This window comes from Planomicrobium okeanokoites (genome assembly GCF_003428875.1).
Classification (GTDB): Bacteria; Bacillota; Bacilli; order Bacillales_A; family Planococcaceae; genus Planococcus; species Planococcus okeanokoites.
The window spans coordinates 1-16,133 of record NZ_QQRS01000010.1 but is presented as its reverse complement, the minus strand read 5'-3'; the positions used below and the strand labels follow the sequence as shown (position 1 = coordinate 16,133).

17 protein-coding genes are annotated in these 16,133 nt (G+C 39.6%); 5 read left to right on the top strand and 12 right to left on the bottom strand.

Translation table 11 applies throughout. The features are described 5' to 3' along the window. Positions 1 to 3 precede the first annotated feature (3 nt). On the bottom strand, positions 4 to 951 hold the full coding sequence (locus D2910_RS14675; protein WP_117314045.1) for a hypothetical protein: 948 nt from the start codon (positions 949 to 951) through the stop codon (positions 4 to 6). A 328-nt stretch (positions 952 to 1,279) separates the two neighbouring features. Here D2910_RS14675 and D2910_RS14670 point away from each other — a divergent pair, with 328 nt between their 5' ends. Both D2910_RS14670 and D2910_RS14665 read left to right on the top strand, forming a co-directional pair. Further along, positions 1,280 to 1,654 carry a hypothetical protein gene (locus tag D2910_RS14670; protein WP_117314044.1) on the top strand — a complete coding sequence of 125 codons (375 nt, stop codon included), beginning with the start codon at positions 1,280 to 1,282 and terminating at the stop codon, positions 1,652 to 1,654. Between the two features lie 185 nt (positions 1,655 to 1,839). Then, the gene (locus D2910_RS14665; RefSeq protein WP_117314043.1) at positions 1,840 to 2,382 is read left to right on the top strand and encodes a hypothetical protein; all 543 of its coding nucleotides are present in this window, start codon (positions 1,840 to 1,842) and stop codon (positions 2,380 to 2,382) included. Positions 2,383 to 2,444: 62 nt separating this feature from the next. On the opposite strand, the gene D2910_RS14660 is transcribed toward D2910_RS14665, so the two are convergent. The 3 genes from D2910_RS14660 to D2910_RS14650 form a co-directional block, all read right to left on the bottom strand. Next, positions 2,445 to 3,389, bottom strand: a complete 945-nt coding sequence (locus tag D2910_RS14660; protein ID WP_117314042.1) for a hypothetical protein — start codon at positions 3,387 to 3,389, stop codon at positions 2,445 to 2,447. 150 nt (positions 3,390 to 3,539) lie between these two features. Then, positions 3,540 to 5,279 (bottom strand): restriction endonuclease FokI recognition domain-containing protein, encoded by a 1,740-nt coding sequence (locus D2910_RS14655; RefSeq protein WP_205854618.1) that lies wholly within the window; start codon positions 5,277 to 5,279, stop codon positions 3,540 to 3,542. Between the two features lie 76 nt (positions 5,280 to 5,355). Then, positions 5,356 to 7,299, bottom strand: coding sequence for a Dam family site-specific DNA-(adenine-N6)-methyltransferase (locus D2910_RS14650; protein WP_117314040.1), 1,944 nt, complete (start codon positions 7,297 to 7,299; stop codon positions 5,356 to 5,358). A 250-nt stretch (positions 7,300 to 7,549) separates the two neighbouring features. On the opposite strand from D2910_RS14650, the gene relB reads away from it, so the two are divergent. The 3 genes from relB to D2910_RS14635 all read left to right on the top strand — a co-directional run bounded on the left by relB (position 7,550) and on the right by D2910_RS14635 (position 8,525). Beyond that, positions 7,550 to 7,762, top strand: a complete 213-nt coding sequence (gene relB, locus D2910_RS14645) for a type II toxin-antitoxin system RelB family antitoxin (protein ID WP_117314039.1) — start codon at positions 7,550 to 7,552, stop codon at positions 7,760 to 7,762. A 6-nt stretch (positions 7,763 to 7,768) separates the two neighbouring features. After that, positions 7,769 to 8,032, top strand: coding sequence for a type II toxin-antitoxin system RelE family toxin (locus D2910_RS14640; protein WP_112224901.1), 264 nt, complete (start codon positions 7,769 to 7,771; stop codon positions 8,030 to 8,032). Positions 8,033 to 8,246: 214 nt separating this feature from the next. Then, positions 8,247 to 8,525: an AbrB/MazE/SpoVT family DNA-binding domain-containing protein gene (locus tag D2910_RS14635; RefSeq protein ID WP_117314038.1), complete on the top strand. Its 279-nt coding sequence runs from the start codon at positions 8,247 to 8,249 to the stop codon at positions 8,523 to 8,525. 205 nt (positions 8,526 to 8,730) lie between these two features. Here the strand turns inward: D2910_RS14635 and D2910_RS14630 are convergent, their stop codons facing one another. From D2910_RS14630 to D2910_RS14595, 8 genes are all read right to left on the bottom strand, one after another. Then, the gene (locus D2910_RS14630) at positions 8,731 to 8,982 is read right to left on the bottom strand and encodes an AbrB/MazE/SpoVT family DNA-binding domain-containing protein (RefSeq protein WP_112224899.1); all 252 of its coding nucleotides are present in this window, start codon (positions 8,980 to 8,982) and stop codon (positions 8,731 to 8,733) included. A gap of 3 nt (positions 8,983 to 8,985) precedes the next feature. After that, positions 8,986 to 10,551, bottom strand: coding sequence for a sbcc family protein (locus D2910_RS14625; RefSeq protein WP_133299100.1), 1,566 nt, complete (start codon positions 10,549 to 10,551; stop codon positions 8,986 to 8,988). A gap of 21 nt (positions 10,552 to 10,572) precedes the next feature. Next, positions 10,573 to 11,319, bottom strand: coding sequence for a hypothetical protein (locus D2910_RS14620; RefSeq protein WP_117314036.1), 747 nt, complete (start codon positions 11,317 to 11,319; stop codon positions 10,573 to 10,575). 13 nt (positions 11,320 to 11,332) lie between these two features. Further along, positions 11,333 to 12,358, bottom strand: coding sequence for a conjugal transfer protein TrbL family protein (locus D2910_RS14615; protein ID WP_117314033.1), 1,026 nt, complete (start codon positions 12,356 to 12,358; stop codon positions 11,333 to 11,335). Beyond that, positions 12,355 to 12,609 (bottom strand): hypothetical protein, encoded by a 255-nt coding sequence (locus D2910_RS14610; protein WP_117314031.1) that lies wholly within the window; start codon positions 12,607 to 12,609, stop codon positions 12,355 to 12,357. Before D2910_RS14610 ends, D2910_RS14615 begins: the two co-directional genes overlap by 4 nt. A 20-nt stretch (positions 12,610 to 12,629) precedes the next feature. Then, a complete protein-coding gene (locus tag D2910_RS14605) occupies positions 12,630 to 13,181 on the bottom strand; it encodes a hypothetical protein (RefSeq protein WP_117314029.1) in 552 nt (183 codons plus the stop codon). A gap of 16 nt (positions 13,182 to 13,197) precedes the next feature. Beyond that, positions 13,198 to 14,277 carry a peptidoglycan DD-metalloendopeptidase family protein gene (locus D2910_RS14600; RefSeq protein ID WP_117314027.1) on the bottom strand — a complete coding sequence of 360 codons (1,080 nt, stop codon included), beginning with the start codon at positions 14,275 to 14,277 and terminating at the stop codon, positions 13,198 to 13,200. 14 nt (positions 14,278 to 14,291) lie between these two features. Further along, positions 14,292 to 16,133 (bottom strand): VirB4 family type IV secretion system protein (locus D2910_RS14595; RefSeq protein ID WP_117314025.1); only part of this gene is annotated, 1,842 nt, incomplete at its 5' end.

Here is a 16,133-nt window from a genome sequence, read left to right as displayed (position 1 = left end):
CTTCTATACTTTACAGTACTTTAATACTTCCTCTTTGTTTTGCAGATAGACTCTCTTCATTTGATCGAATATATCCATTTGAATAGCTCGATAATCTTGTAAGTTTTGGTTAAAATCGAAGCTAACTTTCTTAGTAAGTGGATTGTTTTCAAGTAAGTGCTCTTGAGAAAGTTCACCCTCATTTTTGGCCATGACTTTTATTTTTTTCCCTGTTGCAGATATCTTTTCCATAACCTTACTAAACAATCCTTTAGTAGGGAAAATACTTTTATTCCTTTCAGCCACTAACTTTACGGTTATTTCTACGTTCTTTAGATTTTCTATACTTTCATATGTAGCACGATCTAGACCGGTGATCTCTTCGTTCCATAATCTTGAGTCTGAGGGAGGTAACGTGGTCTTATACGTAATATTGCCGATTACGTCCTTTCCGCCGAGAAAAGGTATTGCATCTTCTACGCTTACTGAAGAGACTTCACCAAATAGCTCCTCAGTTTTGTATATATTTGAAATAAGTTCGCCCAACTTTAAAATCGATGGGGCAGATGTTTCTTGTAAATAACACACAATATAAGTTTTTCTATCAATCAGAAGATAAGTAAACACTTCAAAAATCTGGTTTTCTTTTTTCGCAATTTGTTCTGATTTATATGTTTCCGTTTCTCTTAGATGAAAAGCTCGCATGTCTCTTTCTTTTCCCATTCTGCCAAAGATGAAGTCAGCATTAGAATCCAAAACTTCTAATGTAGTATGGTCTGGATCAAACTCCTTTTGAATTTTTAAACATCCATTGATTAAATGATTTTGAAGAATATCTTGGAACCTTAAATCAATTTGTTCAATTGTCTTGTAATCTTTGATTTGTTCATCGGCTTGATCTTTACTTTTCACAAATCTTCTTTCATACATTGATAATTGATGGAAATGAAGCGATTTATACGTTCTGGCCATATTCTCTATCCCCTTTTTCTTTGTGATTCTAAGTTTATCAGAATCGCTTCTAAATATGTATAAAAGTTCCATCTAATTGTCGCTGTTGATTCTAGTCATCCCTTTTGAAACCTTGATTTTGAAAAGGGTTTCGATACAAAATTAAAATAAAAAAGAAGAAGACTATAGTCCTCTTCTCTCCCTTTTATAAACCATCGTTTTTGATAGGAAAAATATCACTTTATCTGATATTTAAATTGCAGCTTCGTCTTTACAAAAAATTGCTAAACCACGGCTGCAATTCTATATGCTATTCTTTAAGCATTAGGAATATGAAAGGGGAACTCATATGGAACGAGCTATTCAACGTAAGCAAATTAGTAACCATGCAATAGAACTTTCTTACACAGTTGCTAAAAAAGTTCATCACAACGAATTAGAGAAGGACTTTGCGACAGAGTTCTTAGTAAACACTGCATACATGAATAAAACTTCTGCTAAAGATTATATCTATGTATTTAACAAAATGATGGAAGGAACAGAATATAAGCGGACTATTAACCAAAAAGCCACGAAATTTTATTTGGATGGAATTAAAAGAGATTATGGAATTGAACAATTAAATATTGCATTACAATCCGTTGAAAAACATGTGACTTATTATGAAGCATTGGGCTATGGTTCCTTAAAAAGCATCTCAAAGTTAGTAGCTGATTATAAATAATATATCTTTAATTTCATTTGATTAAGACTACCGATTCTTCAAATTTTTTTAGAAGATTTCACCTCAAGAATTTCACGCATGAAATCTACCAAGTAATTTCTTGAATATTTATAATTCTTTTTACTTATTAAATGCTATTATTATTGAGTATAAAGAATTAACTAAACGTGAAAAGGGGGAGTAACATGAGTAATCAAAAAGTATATAATTTAAATGAAGTGTTTATTAAAGAAGCCGCTGCATATGCAGAACTCTCAAAAGCATATACTGCTGATCGGCATGATTTTCATCAAGGTGGGCTAGAAAATAAAAGAAGAAAAATGTACGAGGGTAAGCTTGGAGAGAAAATTTTCAAAACTTTTTTAGTTGAAAATTCAATTCCGTTTGCAGAAGATCAAAGCAGTCATACAGAAGCAGACAGTTTTGATTTTATATTGCCAAATGGCGTTACAATCGATGTGAAAACCAGAACCAAAAGCTTTCATACTAGAACGCTAGAATTGGTCCACCAATTTGCAAGAAAACCGAAAGATATTTATGTGTCTGTTAGACTATTTGATGACTTATCTTCTGGAAAGATTATTGGCTGGTGTACTAAAGAAGACATCTTAAACATCAATAGGGTTGAAAACAACGGATATCTTGATAATTATGTAATTTTCGATAATGAACTACGAGATATAAAAGACTTTCTAAAAATTCCGTCAGTAAAAAATGAAGTGGTTTAATAATATTTAATATAAGGAGTACGAAGAAGAGTTATCTCTTCTTCGTCATTTACTTAGTATTCTTAAGGTAATTTTTCAGATTTATTATGTTCGGCTTCGTAGTAGTCTAATTCAAGAGTATACCCTTTGAGAAAATCATCAAAATTAATAAGCGTTTGAACTTCTTTAGAAAGTTTATAATTTTCTTCTTCTACTTTGATCAACATAGCTTCTAACTTAGCTTCTTCTTCTAGATTACTCTTCTCTAACCTTCTTAATTCTTCATTTAAAGGAATTCCTTTAATTTCTTTATTTGTTATTACGTCATACACTAAAGATGAAATAGTCTGAGGGATTATTACAGAGACCATTATAGGAGATACAATAACCTTCCAGTACCAAGCTACATGGAAGTTTATTTCGTCATCAATTTGTTTTAAACAATTTTCTATTAAGTAACGTTTTAAATGTAATAAACGTACATTGGCTAATTCGTACTCGTTGTGCCACATATATGAACGAACAATTCCTAGTTCTGCTTGGATAATAGTACTTAAATAGTGCATTCGTTTTTCTTTATAGTTTTTTTCCTTTTTATTTATACTAGCAAAAATATTTTGCAGTCTATTACTTCCTTCTTCTAATAAGGTTCTAGCTTTGAGGATTTGATCTTTGGCCAGAAATATATCTTTCATTTTTTCTGCTTCTGCAGCTAATTTCAAACCACTTTGTACTTTTGAAAAGTTTTGACTATCGATTTTCAATGTAATGTCATCGAGCTTCTTATTTATTCTTTGAAAGTTTTCGTACAAATAAAAATAGTCAGCGGCTGATAATGCTGCTTTTCCTAACGAAGTGACTTTAACAAGTAAAGTTCCACTCGATGCTTTTGCCTTAGGAATCTCTTTTAACCAAGTAACAATTTCAGCTTTTCCTTCTGACTTTACAATCACCCCACCAATTCTTTTATATACTCCTGACTCTAAACCTTTCTTAATATCAATGGGAATTTCGAATAAAACCTCCAAGTACTATCACGCCCTTAAATTGGTTTGTGTCCATTGGATCTTAAAATATAGTTTACACTTAACTTTTAAGCTCAGGTCCCTGGTCATTTCAAAAAAGAAAAAACTTAACATACCAAATACGCTTTTAGGTATGCTAAGTTTCAAAAGAATTTAAAAGTTTATCTCGCCGTTATTAAATTTCCGTCTCACTTCCTCTAAGGTTAATGTGCCGGCTTTAATCATTTCTCCACCAATTAAAAGCTCTTCTACACTAAGAACAGCTCCATTACAATTAGTGATATGATTTAATCGTGTAAGCTGAGCTTTGTAGTTTCCTTTAAAGTGACCACTCACAAATAAAAACTTAAATTCCGTTACAGAAGATGGATAGACTTTCCACCATTCATTAGGGTTGATATGTTTGTTTCGTGTTTGATTTTCTTCGACATATCGTTGCATTTCATCTGCTTGGCCAATTGGCAGATTATAACCTCCGCTATAAGCTTTAGTATCCACGATCACACCGTAATCAATAGGAGATCCGACAGTATAAATTGCTCCGTCCGGTTTCCTTGATCCACCCAAATGTTTACCTCTATATCCATAAACTTTCATAAAAAATTCCATTACCTTCATTTCAAGAATTCTATCCTGAGTGGAATTTCTGGCAATTTCAATTAATTCAATATATTCATGAGGCACATATTTCAATTTATGACGAAGTTCAGATTTCTTCTCCTCCAGTTCACTTTTGACTAGTTGCTTAGTCACACCACGATTAGGTATTACAAATTGAAGAATATGGTCTTTCAATTGATAAAATCGCCCTTTGATTTCTATAAATATACCTGTGTTAATTAAGCCTTTGATATCATTTTCAATAGTTTCTATAACTTCATCAAATCCTAATTTCTTCAAGTTGTCTTGTATTTGTTCTATTTTTAATGATCCAGCTTTGATTAATATTTCTAAAATCAAAGCTCTTCTTGTTCTTACATACTCTTTATCGGTTAGGTTTGTAGCAAGCATTTCCCAATATACTCTTTTAGGTACACGTGTAAATTTTGTAGAGCCTTTTGCTCGACGCAGTACTTTCAAACCTTCTCCAGTAATTTTAAAAGCGTGGGATATAAACTCTTTATTGTCCGGCTTACCCAAAGTAGGAATGATAAATTCTTTTTTTCCTTGCTTTACTAATCCTAGTTTATCCAGCCAACCACCTATCATTCTTGCGTACTTATCTGAAGATCCTTCCCAATTATTACGAATTTCGCCTTTATCTTTAGGCATAGCATTAGCTAGAGTATCTAAAAGAATTCCTTCCGGTAGAGAAGTAAATCCACTTTCTCCACTAAAACCTAAATTCTTGCCAAGATCAAACTTTGTCAAATGTTGTCCATCTTCTAGCAAAGTTAAAATACGAATCGCTGGAGGATAAGATGATATCGCTTCAATCAAAATCTCTTTTTCAATGGCGCTGCCGTCAGCTGATTTAGAGTAAGCAAGTCCAACATCAGTTATTACAAAAGAATCACTTTTATTTATATATTCAATAAATCCTAAAGCATGTGCCCAACGCAAAAAACCGTCAGATGACCAATTATCGATATAGCCTTTTTTATTTCCTTGATCTGCTATTGTTGCTTGAATAATTGCATCGCATGGTGCTTCTGAACGTATTGAAGTTCCTGTTCCTACTAACTCTTTATATGTATAAATCAAATCATGTTGATTCATAATAGCAACTAGTTCTTTTTGGATCTTACTTTCTTTGACTAGGGTTGGTATCTTTATATTTTTCACTTCATTATGTACTTTAGAATTTCTATCAAATACTTGAACTACTCGTTTTAAATTCTCAAATTTACCTGGATTTTGAACCCAACCGAAAGTTCTTATTTTAGAAACCATACTCAAAAACATCCCTTTTTTCCTTTAATATTACCACGAAAAGGAAGAAAAAAGGGATGAATTAAATGACACAGCATCACTTTGTATAGTTTGTATAGTTAGTAATAAGGACTTCTTGGCTTTCGCCCCTTGTCGTATTATGACTTGAGTTAGAGTAACTATGTTGCAAATGATGAATATTATATTTCTTTGACCACTCTAATAAAAGTTCGTTCTCTAGTCCTTTATGTGACAAGACATTAGAAAGCGCAAAATAAACTCCTTTACTATTTAAATGATCTAAAATATCCAACAACTTTATTTCTTGTAATCTATTCCAGTCTTTAAAACCTCTATTCCCATCATTATAAGAACCAGTAGTAATTAAATAGGGTGGATCACAGTATACTAAATCATTTTGGTCCAGCTGAGAAAAATTGAAGTGTTCAAATTCGCTACAAACGAATTGAACATTTTTTTCGTGCAGTGCTTCTATAAAAAGAACAAGCTTTTTTTTCAAAGCAGGAGAAAACTGACTTCTTTCTCTCCCGAAAGGATTGTTATATTCCTGATTATTATTAAACCGGAATTGGTAATTAAATGAATAACAAATAAGTGTGTATAAATCTAAAGGTTTTTTTGTCTTGTTATAATAGTTTCTAAAAGCTTTAAAACCTTCTTCATTCGATTTCGATAAACCATATTCTTCAATTCTTCTTTCAATATGAGCAATTACTTCTTCGACGCTTGTTTTTTTCATTGTGTCCAAGACTTCTACCACATACGTATTGATATCGGTAGCTATAATTTTATTTGCATTTACGTTTATTCCGACATTAAACCCACCGGAAAATAAATCAACAAATGTATCTATTTTATCTGGAAACAAAGGAACAATTTGATTCAATAATTTGTGTTTACCGCCAACATAATTTAACGGGCTTTTTATATACGAATTAGTTTTATGTTTCCCTACTTCTATTTTCTTATTGCTCTTCACAGAGTTAGTCAAAGCAATATCTTTTTGTATATAAAAAATATATTCATGTAATTCTGATGCTTCTTGCTTATGTTTACTTTTATACTTTCGATAAGGCATTTTATAAATACGATATGTTTCGGGTAATCCATGACTCTTAAGGATACTTTCTATTTCTTCTTCTAACAAAAGCCCTTCAGAACTATAACTCACCAAAATATGTCTAAAATTAGCCTTCTCTATCAAATGATTGAAAGCATTACCTACTTCTTTTTTTTGACAATACAAAGATTTACTCTCTACATAAGGTCGTAACCCGGTTTTCCCATAAATTTCTGGATAATCATAAAGAGCAATTGTTTCAAGCAAATGATAATTAGATATATACTGACGCCCATTATAAGGAGGATCTATGTATAAAATATCCCCGTACACCTTTTCAATTAACGAGTTAGCGTCTTCATTATAAGTTTTATTTGCATAATGGTTATTAACAATGTCTAATGTTCGTAGCTTTAATTTGCCTAAAGCTCTTTTATCCCAATGTTTAAGGTAAGCTCCGTAAGTTCCAGAAATATTTGAGATAAAAGGTACTGCTTCAATCAAAATGGCCAATAAATAAGCAAATTCTAATTCATTAATTAAGCTTTCATTTTTCCAACGATTAAGTGTGAGTCGAATAAAGTCGATTCTACTTGCATTTTCTACTGTAAAATACATTCGCTCACACCCCATGTAAGGAGAATAATTGTGAGTAAGAAAGAATTCATGAGATATTTCGAATTCTTCATTTTCTAAATAATGAAGAGGTTCTTTAATTCCAATCTTCTTAAGCTCCGAAAAATTAGGAATACTATTATTTTCGATTTTAGCTTTTAATAGAATATACGAAAAGTATAAACTGTCGTTTGATAAGACTTGATAATCCTTTTTAAAATTCTCTCCCACAATGCCCGTTCCTGAAAAAAGATCCATGAACACATGAGCATCGTCCTTAACGTTTTCTTCAATAACTTCTTGTATATTGTCTAATAGATTAACTTTGCTGCCAATAAATCTCATATTTTCACATCCTATAACATCCTTATTTCATTTTGCCTTAAATCAAAGGATTTATCAAGCTTTAATTTATTTAATTTACTTCATAAAAAAATAGAGAATTATTTTAGACAATCCTCTATTATTTTCAATAATTTACTCGTATGCACAGAACCTCTAAATTCTTTATACAAAGAGATTCAGAACCTATCATTTTACAAACAGCCAATTTTGTAATACAATGTATTACAAATGACTATGGGAGGTTTTATCTATGGCTACCATTTCCTTGCGTGTGGATGAACGCGACAGCAAACTCATCCGCGACTACGCCAAACTGAAAAACACATCCGTTTCGGATTTGATGCGGAATGCCATCATCGAGAAGATTGAAGATGAACTGGATGTAGAAAACTTCGACCGGGTCCTTGCCACGATGGAAAAAACCCATTCCTTGGATGACGTCAAAAAAGAATTGGGTTTATAACCGACGATGTATGCCGTTCATTTCTCAGATGTCGCGTTGAAGAAATTAAAAAAGATGGACCGGTACCAAGCCTCTCTCCTGATTGGCTGGATTGAAAAGAACTTGCAGGATACCGACGATCCACGAACACAGGGCAAGGCATTAGTTGCAAATCACAAAGGCAAGTGGCGTTACCGGGTCGGTGATTACCGCATTCTGGCATTAATCGAAGACGAAAAAATCATTATTACCATTATCGATGTTGGACACCGAAAAGATATTTACGAATAAGCAAACAGGTGCACGCTCTTCAAGGGGCTGCACCTGTTTTTTCGTATTCCAAAGTGAGCATTTGACTGGAATGACCGTCGTGGAAATCTTTAAATCAATCGATTTCTCCTCTGACTATAACCTCTTCCAAGCAGTTCATAAATTGGACGCGTTGCTTCACGAATAGGTAGAATGAGTAAGAGTATGATGAATACAGAAATGAAGGAGTCTTATGATGAAAAGTACCGGTATTGTGAGGAAAGTTGATCAGTTAGGCCGCATTGTCACGCCAATCGAGTTGAGAAGATCCCTGGGCGTTTCGGTGGGTGATCCGATGGAAATTTTTCTTGAAGACGATAAAATCATTCTCAAAAAATACGAGACCGATCGCACTTGTGCCGTAACTGGGGAAATCCTGAACGAAAACGTTGAATCCACTTACGTGAAAGGCTTGTATTTAAGTCCAAGAGGGGCTGAGATCCTGCTGAAGGACCTGCAGAGCCATACACAATAATATGGGTTCACATACCTCCGAGAGGATGGATGAAAAATGAATGAAAACCAATTTTTTGAGGAATTGATTATTAGCTTAGAACAAGCCATTGAAAATGCTATGGACAATCCAGCAACATCAAAATCTTAGTTTCACCAAACTATTTTCAAAGAAATTAATGCATTAGAAAAAGACTGCCGGGTTTAGATGCCTGACAGTCTTTTCGTTATTCACTACCCATATATTTGACGATTTCAGTCATGCCCTCTTTGCTGATCCAGGCTTCGCCAATCCGGATTGCTTCGCTCGTCACCTTACCGGTCACGGCACAAACATAGCGCTGCTTATGCGGCTCGATGATAATCTGTCGTTCGTTATGCATAATATCGACGGAATCTCCTTCTTTTAACTGAAAGATTTCGAGGATCTCTTTCGGAATCACAATCCGGCCCAGTCGATTGATTCGTTTGGTGTGCACAGCTCAACCCCCTTTAATCACTTCTATACCCTTTTCCAGTTCTGTAATCTGCTGATCAATCTGTTTTATGCGCTCTTTGGCTGCCTTGATTTTCTTTTCATCGGTATCGGTATCAATCAGCTTCTGCTTTTCTGCCTTTTCTATTTTCAAGGCTTCCAGTTCATTTTGCTGTTTCTCAACTTCCAGCAGCCGGTCCAATACTTCCTCATTCTCCGGCGCCTTTTCATTTACAAAGGCTTTGGCCGTCTGCAAATCACCGTTTTGGATAAAGGCAGAAACAATGGTTGGAATCCGTTCGTCCATCAATTCAACTTGGTTGCGCAGGTCAATCACGGTTTGCCATTCTTCACTGGCTGCAGCCAGTTCAAATGCCACTTCCGGACTCATTCCCTCGAGGGAGGCTTCAAGAGCCTGCAATTCCTCAACCTTGCCTTCTTCCATCAACTTGGCCGCAACTTCACCAGCAAGTTCCGGATCGGCTTCAATCGCCTTGTTGTAGTCCCCATTTTCCATATACAAGGTCGCCAGGACTTCTTTGTCTTTTTCTTTCAAGGAATCCTGCCCGATCGCTTCAAGCGCTTCGATTACGGCCATATCGTCCCCGAGAAGTCCTTGCCGATAAACTTCTTCTAAGCTTATTTCTTCGCTCACTTCCGTTTTCCCTGCATCGGTGGCCTGTGCATTTTCATTGGCATTCGTCAAAACGATATTCAGCAATACTGCCACTACCAATATGCCGGCTGTCCCAAGCAGGAAACGTTTATTACTGTCTTTGGCAGCCACTCTTTTCTTCGGCTGCTTCCCTTCGTTTTTAGCTAGCGTAAGCTGGGGTGTGGTTTTAGCCGGGGTTTCTTTTCTGCCTTTTATCAGATCGCTTAATGAAAACGAAAACCGGCCTTTATCAGCTGCTTGCTGGGCCAGTGCTTCTGCTTCCAGCCGTATCCGTTCGTTCACTTCTTCCTGAATGCCCAATAGGTAGGATTCCATTTCATCCAATGTTTTGAGACGCAGGAAAATGGTTTCCGCAAACCGGATCACGTCTTCGCTTTGCTCAAAGAAATCACTTCTTCTTGGCCGACCGAGTACGCGGTTCAAGCTGGTCAATGAAATAATGATCAGTTCCTTCACCGCATCCTCCCGGCTTTTCGGGTTCTGCAGGTGCAATTCATCGTTTTCGATAACGGCAGCTTTCACCAGTTTCTCTTCCGGATCGATGACGAAGTTCTCTTTTTGCCACAGGACCGTAACGCTGGAATCCTTGGCCATCCGGACGAGCGAAAGGTAATAGGGCAGCTTGTCTTCGAAATAGAGGGATTTCAAGTGATCAAACGCTTTGAAACCAGTCAAATCGTATTCAAACTGCACTTGGCCGGACTGAAAGGTGAGGTCTTTTGCGGTCAGATAATAAGGCTGTTCCGTTAACGCAGCCATTCGTTTCTCATATGCCTGCTGGATCTGATCCATCTGGTCTGTCTTGAATGTAGAAAGGGGCTGAAGAAAATAGAACGTATTGCCCTCCACTTGAATGGTGCCGACTTTATTGGCAATCGTACGCATCACCATTACCATCACATTCCTTTCTTTCAAAAACTATTGAAGTTCCGGAAATTTCGAAAGCGTTTCTTCCACTTCCTCTTTGTATTCCGCTTGTTCTCCTTCTACTTCACTTTCGGGGACACTTGTCTTAATAGATTCAAATTCTTGATCGTACTCGTCTAAATACAATGTTTGAACCTGCAGATGCGGAATCGAAGTAATAACTAAATCATTATCTTCTGTTTTTACAAATCGGATTTCGGTTTCTTCTCGTTCTTCGGTAATTTTAGAAACGGTCTCGATATTCTCCACTATTAATTGAGTTATCTCGAAGATATCAGAATGATATTCTTGGCGATCTTTAAAATCGTAATTTAATTCAAGCACTTTTATTTCTTCGTAAGTGCAATTTCCTAGGGCACATGATTCGCTACTATCAGTTTCAATAGTTATAGGTATAAGATTTTCACTTTCATTTCGAGGAATCATGCTATTGGGATACTTATCAAGAAAAGGTTGTACAACGATTTCTTGACCTAGGTTTTGAACTTCTTCAATCAGTCGGTCATTATCTCCAACTTTAATATCTCCATTTTCTATAGAAGTATTAGCTGTAAATTCGAACTCTTCCATTCTCGTTTCTAAAAACTCTATCATTTCTTCTGCTTTTTCAATATCTTCTTCAGTAAAAACATCCTCTTCTTTCGACTCTGATTCGCTTACTGTTCCTCCGTCTGAACCACATGCCACCAAAATTGCTATTAATGTTAAAAGAAGGCTACAAAGCATCCACTTTTTCATTTGATCACTCCTATTATCGTTTCGCATAACGCGCGACGTATTTAACCGATGACCCCACTGCTTTTGCAGATCCGGTTGAAGCTCCGAACTGACTCAATAAGGTTGGTATAGACAAGCCAACTATAAAGAAAACCATTCCGATAATCATATTTCCGCTTTCAAGACTGACCAAAGTCTTTATCCCCAACACGAAACAAAGAAGCTGTATGGTAAGCGTAAGAATATTACTCACAACCGTTTTTAACCAGAGATTAAAAAAATTGTATTGATCATTCACGATGGTTGGAACCGCCAGTACTCCGGTTATATATAGGATAACAAAGAGGACCGTGCGATACAGAATGGATAGAAAGAAGACAAACAAAATGGCTGAAACCACTATCATCAAAATCAATCCATAACCGACAGAGTTTACGGCCATCACTTGCATGACATCGTAATGGGTAACTGGTGAGGTCAGCATCGTTTCCGTCAATAAATGGGTCAACTCTAACAACCAGTCAAAAAATTGAGCATAGACCCCCAGCAGAATTCCCCCTGCGATGACTGCAACCAGCTTATCGTATAGCGAGTTCATGCCCTCTTCTCCGTTTCCGCTATATAGAATGATAATTTTAAGCGTTTGCCATAAGATAAAAATCGCTGCAATGGTCCATGCCAGGGATTTAAAGTTCAACATATACCCTTCATATATAGGGTTTCCCGTAATGAAATCAGGATCCAACTGGAACTTACTAAAACTATCAATCGCTCCAAAGACGAACCCGCTTACAGTGGTAAAGAGAAAACTGTTTGTGTGACAACCGATTTCATGCCACTTGCAGTCAAATTGGTTTGTCTCATAATTGTATTTTTCTAAGTAAAGTACATTCTTCATATAGGACTCTGTATTCTTAATATCCTGCTCTTTCACACCTTCAGTCTTACTATATTCTTGTATCGTTTCTTCCATGAAATCGCCTTCTTCAGCAAACACAAAAACAGGAGATAAACCAACCAGCAGCACCAACAAAACCAAAGCTCCAACCCAGCGCTTCATCCCATCACCCCCCGGTTCATCAGCGTCAACACCAGCACCAACACCGGCACCGCCAACAAAAACGCATACCGGACAACGACGCCTTTTTTGATTTCAATCCGTTCCTTCTCGCTCAAGGGTTTGCCGTACAACAGCTCGTATTTCCGTTCTTCCTGCTCAATGGCGTTTCGGGATAACTGATCAATCAATCGATCTATCTTTTTTTGGGCCGCTTGCTGGAAGGCAGCCACCCGTTTCAGTTTTTCGTTCATGTCTGCACATCCTTTCCGCATCATCCGTTCGAGATGGCTTCCGTGACTTCTTCTCCGGATACCAGCGGCTGCAGCGCGTGTGCATCCACTTTCCATTCTCCGTCCTCTTCAATCCACGTGATTCGGGATGTCAGGTACAACAAAGGCTGATCCCCGGGATGCTCCAGTTCGCCGTCCACACCCGTCAAAGCGACTTTGTAGATGGCATAGACCTGGTACGCTTCCTCTTTTTGCTGAACGGAGATATTGAAGATCTCGAAATCTTCCATCTGGCTCCGGCTGCCGTCGTACAGGTGATGGTCTTCATCCAGCTCGTCTTCCGTTTTTTCAGTCAAGTCCGCTGAGAAATAGTCGATGGAGCCGCCTTCCAGCGTGGCCTGCAAGAAATCTTCCGTGCGGTAATAAATGGCCTGTTCCTGGGACTGCACCGTTTTCAGCCGTTCCACTTCTTTTGTGAGCTGTTCATTTTCCGTTCGTTCATCCTTCAGGCTCAAGGTTTGGTTAAAGCTGATAATGCCGAGCACCAGCACGGCCAGCCCCAGCAGGATGGTCCGTAAATCCAATTTCGCCAACCGTCTCCCCCCTTCCCTATTCTTCCGGCTCCCCTTCGAGGTACGGCATCGGGTTGACCCGCGTCCCGAACATGTTGCCAGTTTGGATCTCAAAATGCAGATGATCTCCGGTCGATCGGCCGGTGGTGCCGCACTCGCCCACCGGTTCCAGCTGGCTGACTTCCTGTCCGACTGCTACATCAATCTGGCTGAGATGGGCATACAGGCTGAAGAGCTTGTTTTCGTGTTCAATGACGACGACATTGCCATACGTATTCATTCCGCTTTGGGTCGGGTATTCGGCAAACACCACACGCCCTTCTTTTGCCGCATAGATCAGATCCGGCTGACTGCAGGCAAAGTCGACACCGGCATGATTCGAGATGACGCCGGTCAATGGATCGATTCGGACGCCGTAATTGGAATTCACGGTCACATTCGGCACGGGCTGGGCGAATTCGCCGGTCGAGGTCGTGCAGTTCATCGTTAATCCACCTAACGAGCTAACAACTTTGGTGACGTTTGGAACCCAGTGGGCATTCAGGTTCGTCGGATCGTTACCAGCTCCTATCGGTGCATAGACGGAACCTAAGTCGGCGATGGTCACCAGTCCGTCCTGGATGATTCGGTTGTGAAGGGTCAGGCCCATCGAGGCAATGCCTGCTTCAAGCGAATCGAACACCATCAATCCATCAGCCCCCATCAAGCCGCCGGGGTTGTTCTTGTTCACGACCGCGGACGACGTGCCGCGTGCCGTCTCGTGCAGCGCAATGGCGGCCATCAAAACGGGATCGATGCCCCGTTCCGCGGCCACTTCCCGGAACACATCGCCCATTCCGCTGAAAACGCCCGCAGAAGCGAGCTGTTCGTTCCAAAGGGCTTCGTTCAATTCGCCGTCCGGCGCGCAATACGCACCGCCTGCAGCGCCGGAGAGCGCGCTGAGATTGCTGTCGGGATCTTCTAGGTTGAAGTTCTCGCCTTTACTGGCCATCGACATGAAAACAGGCAGGACAATCATCAGAAGGACGATGCCGGCCGCCACCAGTCCCAGCGGACTGAAGAGGACTTTTGTCAGCAGTATGGATCCTATGGTTTTGACCGTTTCTTTCGGATTCATGCCCTCATCCCTTTTCAAATCGTGATATCGTTGATGCTCTTCTGTTCAAACCACAGCTTCTCGGTCACTTCGTTCAGCTGCACTTCCAGTTTGATTTTCTTGGAACCGGTGTAGAAGATGCCCTTTCCGGCCTGTTCCTTTTTCTTGCCGTCTTTCAAAATCAGCGTGGACCGTTCCTCTTTCGAGAACGAATTGCCCAGTTCTTCTTCCAGGTACTTCAGCTCTTCTTCGCTCATCGGCAAATACAGCCGCTGCACCGATTGGGTGATGATCGCTTTTCCGTAATTCCGGTTTTCGTCCCGGGCCGACAGGAAATCCTCCACCGACTGGGAAGCCGTCGTAATGCCACAGTTGAACGAACGCAGCACTTTCATCATGAAATAAATGAATTCCATCGCTTTCGGCACTTTCGGATCGGCAATGACATGCGCCTCATCAATGAAGATTTCGCTCGGTTCCCGGTCGCCACTCATGATTTCATAAGTCGTGTGGGAAAGAATGTTGTAGAAAAGAATCCGCTGAATCTTTTCGTTATTGCTCATCTCTTTCAAGTCGTAACAGATCAAATCGTTGGCGATATTGACGTTTGTCGCGCCGTTAAAGAGTTCTGAATAGATGCCGTAGACATAGGTTTCGAGTGTGGTGTGAAAATCACGTATGCGCTCATACAACGGCGGATCGTCCTGTTTGTCGCGTTCGATCATGTTGTACAAATCCTCCAGCACCGGATAATCGTCCGCGTTCAGCCGGTTGACATCCGTTGTCTCATCAATCCCTTTTTCTTCGTACACTTTCTGGATGTACCGGCTGAGTATGTCTTCCTGCAGCTCATTCATCGAGTTGTACATCAGCTTGAACATGACGAGCAGGTTCGATATTTTCGTCAGCAAAATGTTGCCAAGCTCTTTTTCCTCCAGCTGGATTTTCTCGCTGATTTTCGGCAGGTCCATCGGGTTGATGCGGTTTCCGCCTTTCAGCTGAAACTTGACCCAAGCGCCGCCGAGGTCTTTGTAGTTCCGGCCGAATTCCCCTTTCGGATCCACCGTGATGATTTTCCGACCGAGCATGTGCTTGTTCGTCATGTTGGCAAACAGGTACGTCGATTTGCCGATGCCGGAAATCCCGATGACGAACTCGTGCCGGTTCAACAGCGTCGTGTCGTCCACGATGACCACATTGCCGGTGGTCATGTTGCGCCCCTTGATCAACCCGGTCTGAGAGAACATTTCGTTTTCGTGAAACGGGAAGAAATATGAAATCGCTTCGGAGTTGGTCATCTTATACGTCAATTCGTCCACTTTATTGTTATTGAGGGGAAGGAACGAACGGAACGCATCAATGGCCCGGTCGGTCGGGTTGTGAATGATGCCGATTTTCGAGAACTTGCTTTTGACGGTGGTCGTCAGCTGGTCCAGTTCGTCCATCGAACTCGCCACCAGATGGATCAAGGTATGGAACAAATAAATCTTGTCGTTTCGGTAGGACAGGTTCCGCAGCATCTCCGACGCACTTTCAATCTGGCCTTCGGATTCGATGATCGTCTGTTCATCGGCGAACCGGGTGTTCATCTTCATCCGGTTCTGCTTGATGCTTTTGACGAGCTGCGTCCGCACTTCGCCCATGTTGTATTCCTGCAGGTAATTGACGATTGAGACGTTTTCCGGAATTTCAGTGACTTGCTGAATCTTGTTCTGGTCCTGAATCGGATCGTAATCGACGATGAGCAGCGTCCGCGTGTAGTTGGAGCCGATCCGCACGGCCGAGTCGTATTCCGTCAGATTATCCGGTGCAATCGCCGTCAGCAGCGTTTCGTTCATGCCGCTGATCGTTTCTTCGAAGGTCGTCTCTTCTTTCGG

Coding starts and splice junctions, on each gene's coding strand:
- D2910_RS14635 (WP_117314038.1), top strand. CDS start 8,247: ATGAAAAGTACCGGTATTGTGAGGAAAGTTGATCAGTTAGGCCGCATT.
- D2910_RS14650 (WP_117314040.1), bottom strand. CDS start 7,299: ATGAGATTTATTGGCAGCAAAGTTAATCTATTAGACAATATACAAGAA.
- D2910_RS14625 (WP_133299100.1), bottom strand. CDS start 10,551: ATGGTAATGGTGATGCGTACGATTGCCAATAAAGTCGGCACCATTCAA.
- D2910_RS14620 (WP_117314036.1), bottom strand. CDS start 11,319: ATGAAAAAGTGGATGCTTTGTAGCCTTCTTTTAACATTAATAGCAATT.
- D2910_RS14640 (WP_112224901.1), top strand. CDS start 7,769: ATGTATGCCGTTCATTTCTCAGATGTCGCGTTGAAGAAATTAAAAAAG.
- D2910_RS14655 (WP_205854618.1), bottom strand. CDS start 5,279: ATGGTTTCTAAAATAAGAACTTTCGGTTGGGTTCAAAATCCAGGTAAA.
- D2910_RS14675 (WP_117314045.1), bottom strand. CDS start 951: ATGGCCAGAACGTATAAATCGCTTCATTTCCATCAATTATCAATGTAT.
- D2910_RS14600 (WP_117314027.1), bottom strand. CDS start 14,277: ATGAATCCGAAAGAAACGGTCAAAACCATAGGATCCATACTGCTGACA.
- D2910_RS14615 (WP_117314033.1), bottom strand. CDS start 12,358: ATGAAGCGCTGGGTTGGAGCTTTGGTTTTGTTGGTGCTGCTGGTTGGT.
- D2910_RS14665 (WP_117314043.1), top strand. CDS start 1,840: ATGAGTAATCAAAAAGTATATAATTTAAATGAAGTGTTTATTAAAGAA.
- relB (WP_117314039.1), top strand. CDS start 7,550: ATGGCTACCATTTCCTTGCGTGTGGATGAACGCGACAGCAAACTCATC.
- D2910_RS14610 (WP_117314031.1), bottom strand. CDS start 12,609: ATGAACGAAAAACTGAAACGGGTGGCTGCCTTCCAGCAAGCGGCCCAA.
- D2910_RS14670 (WP_117314044.1), top strand. CDS start 1,280: ATGGAACGAGCTATTCAACGTAAGCAAATTAGTAACCATGCAATAGAA.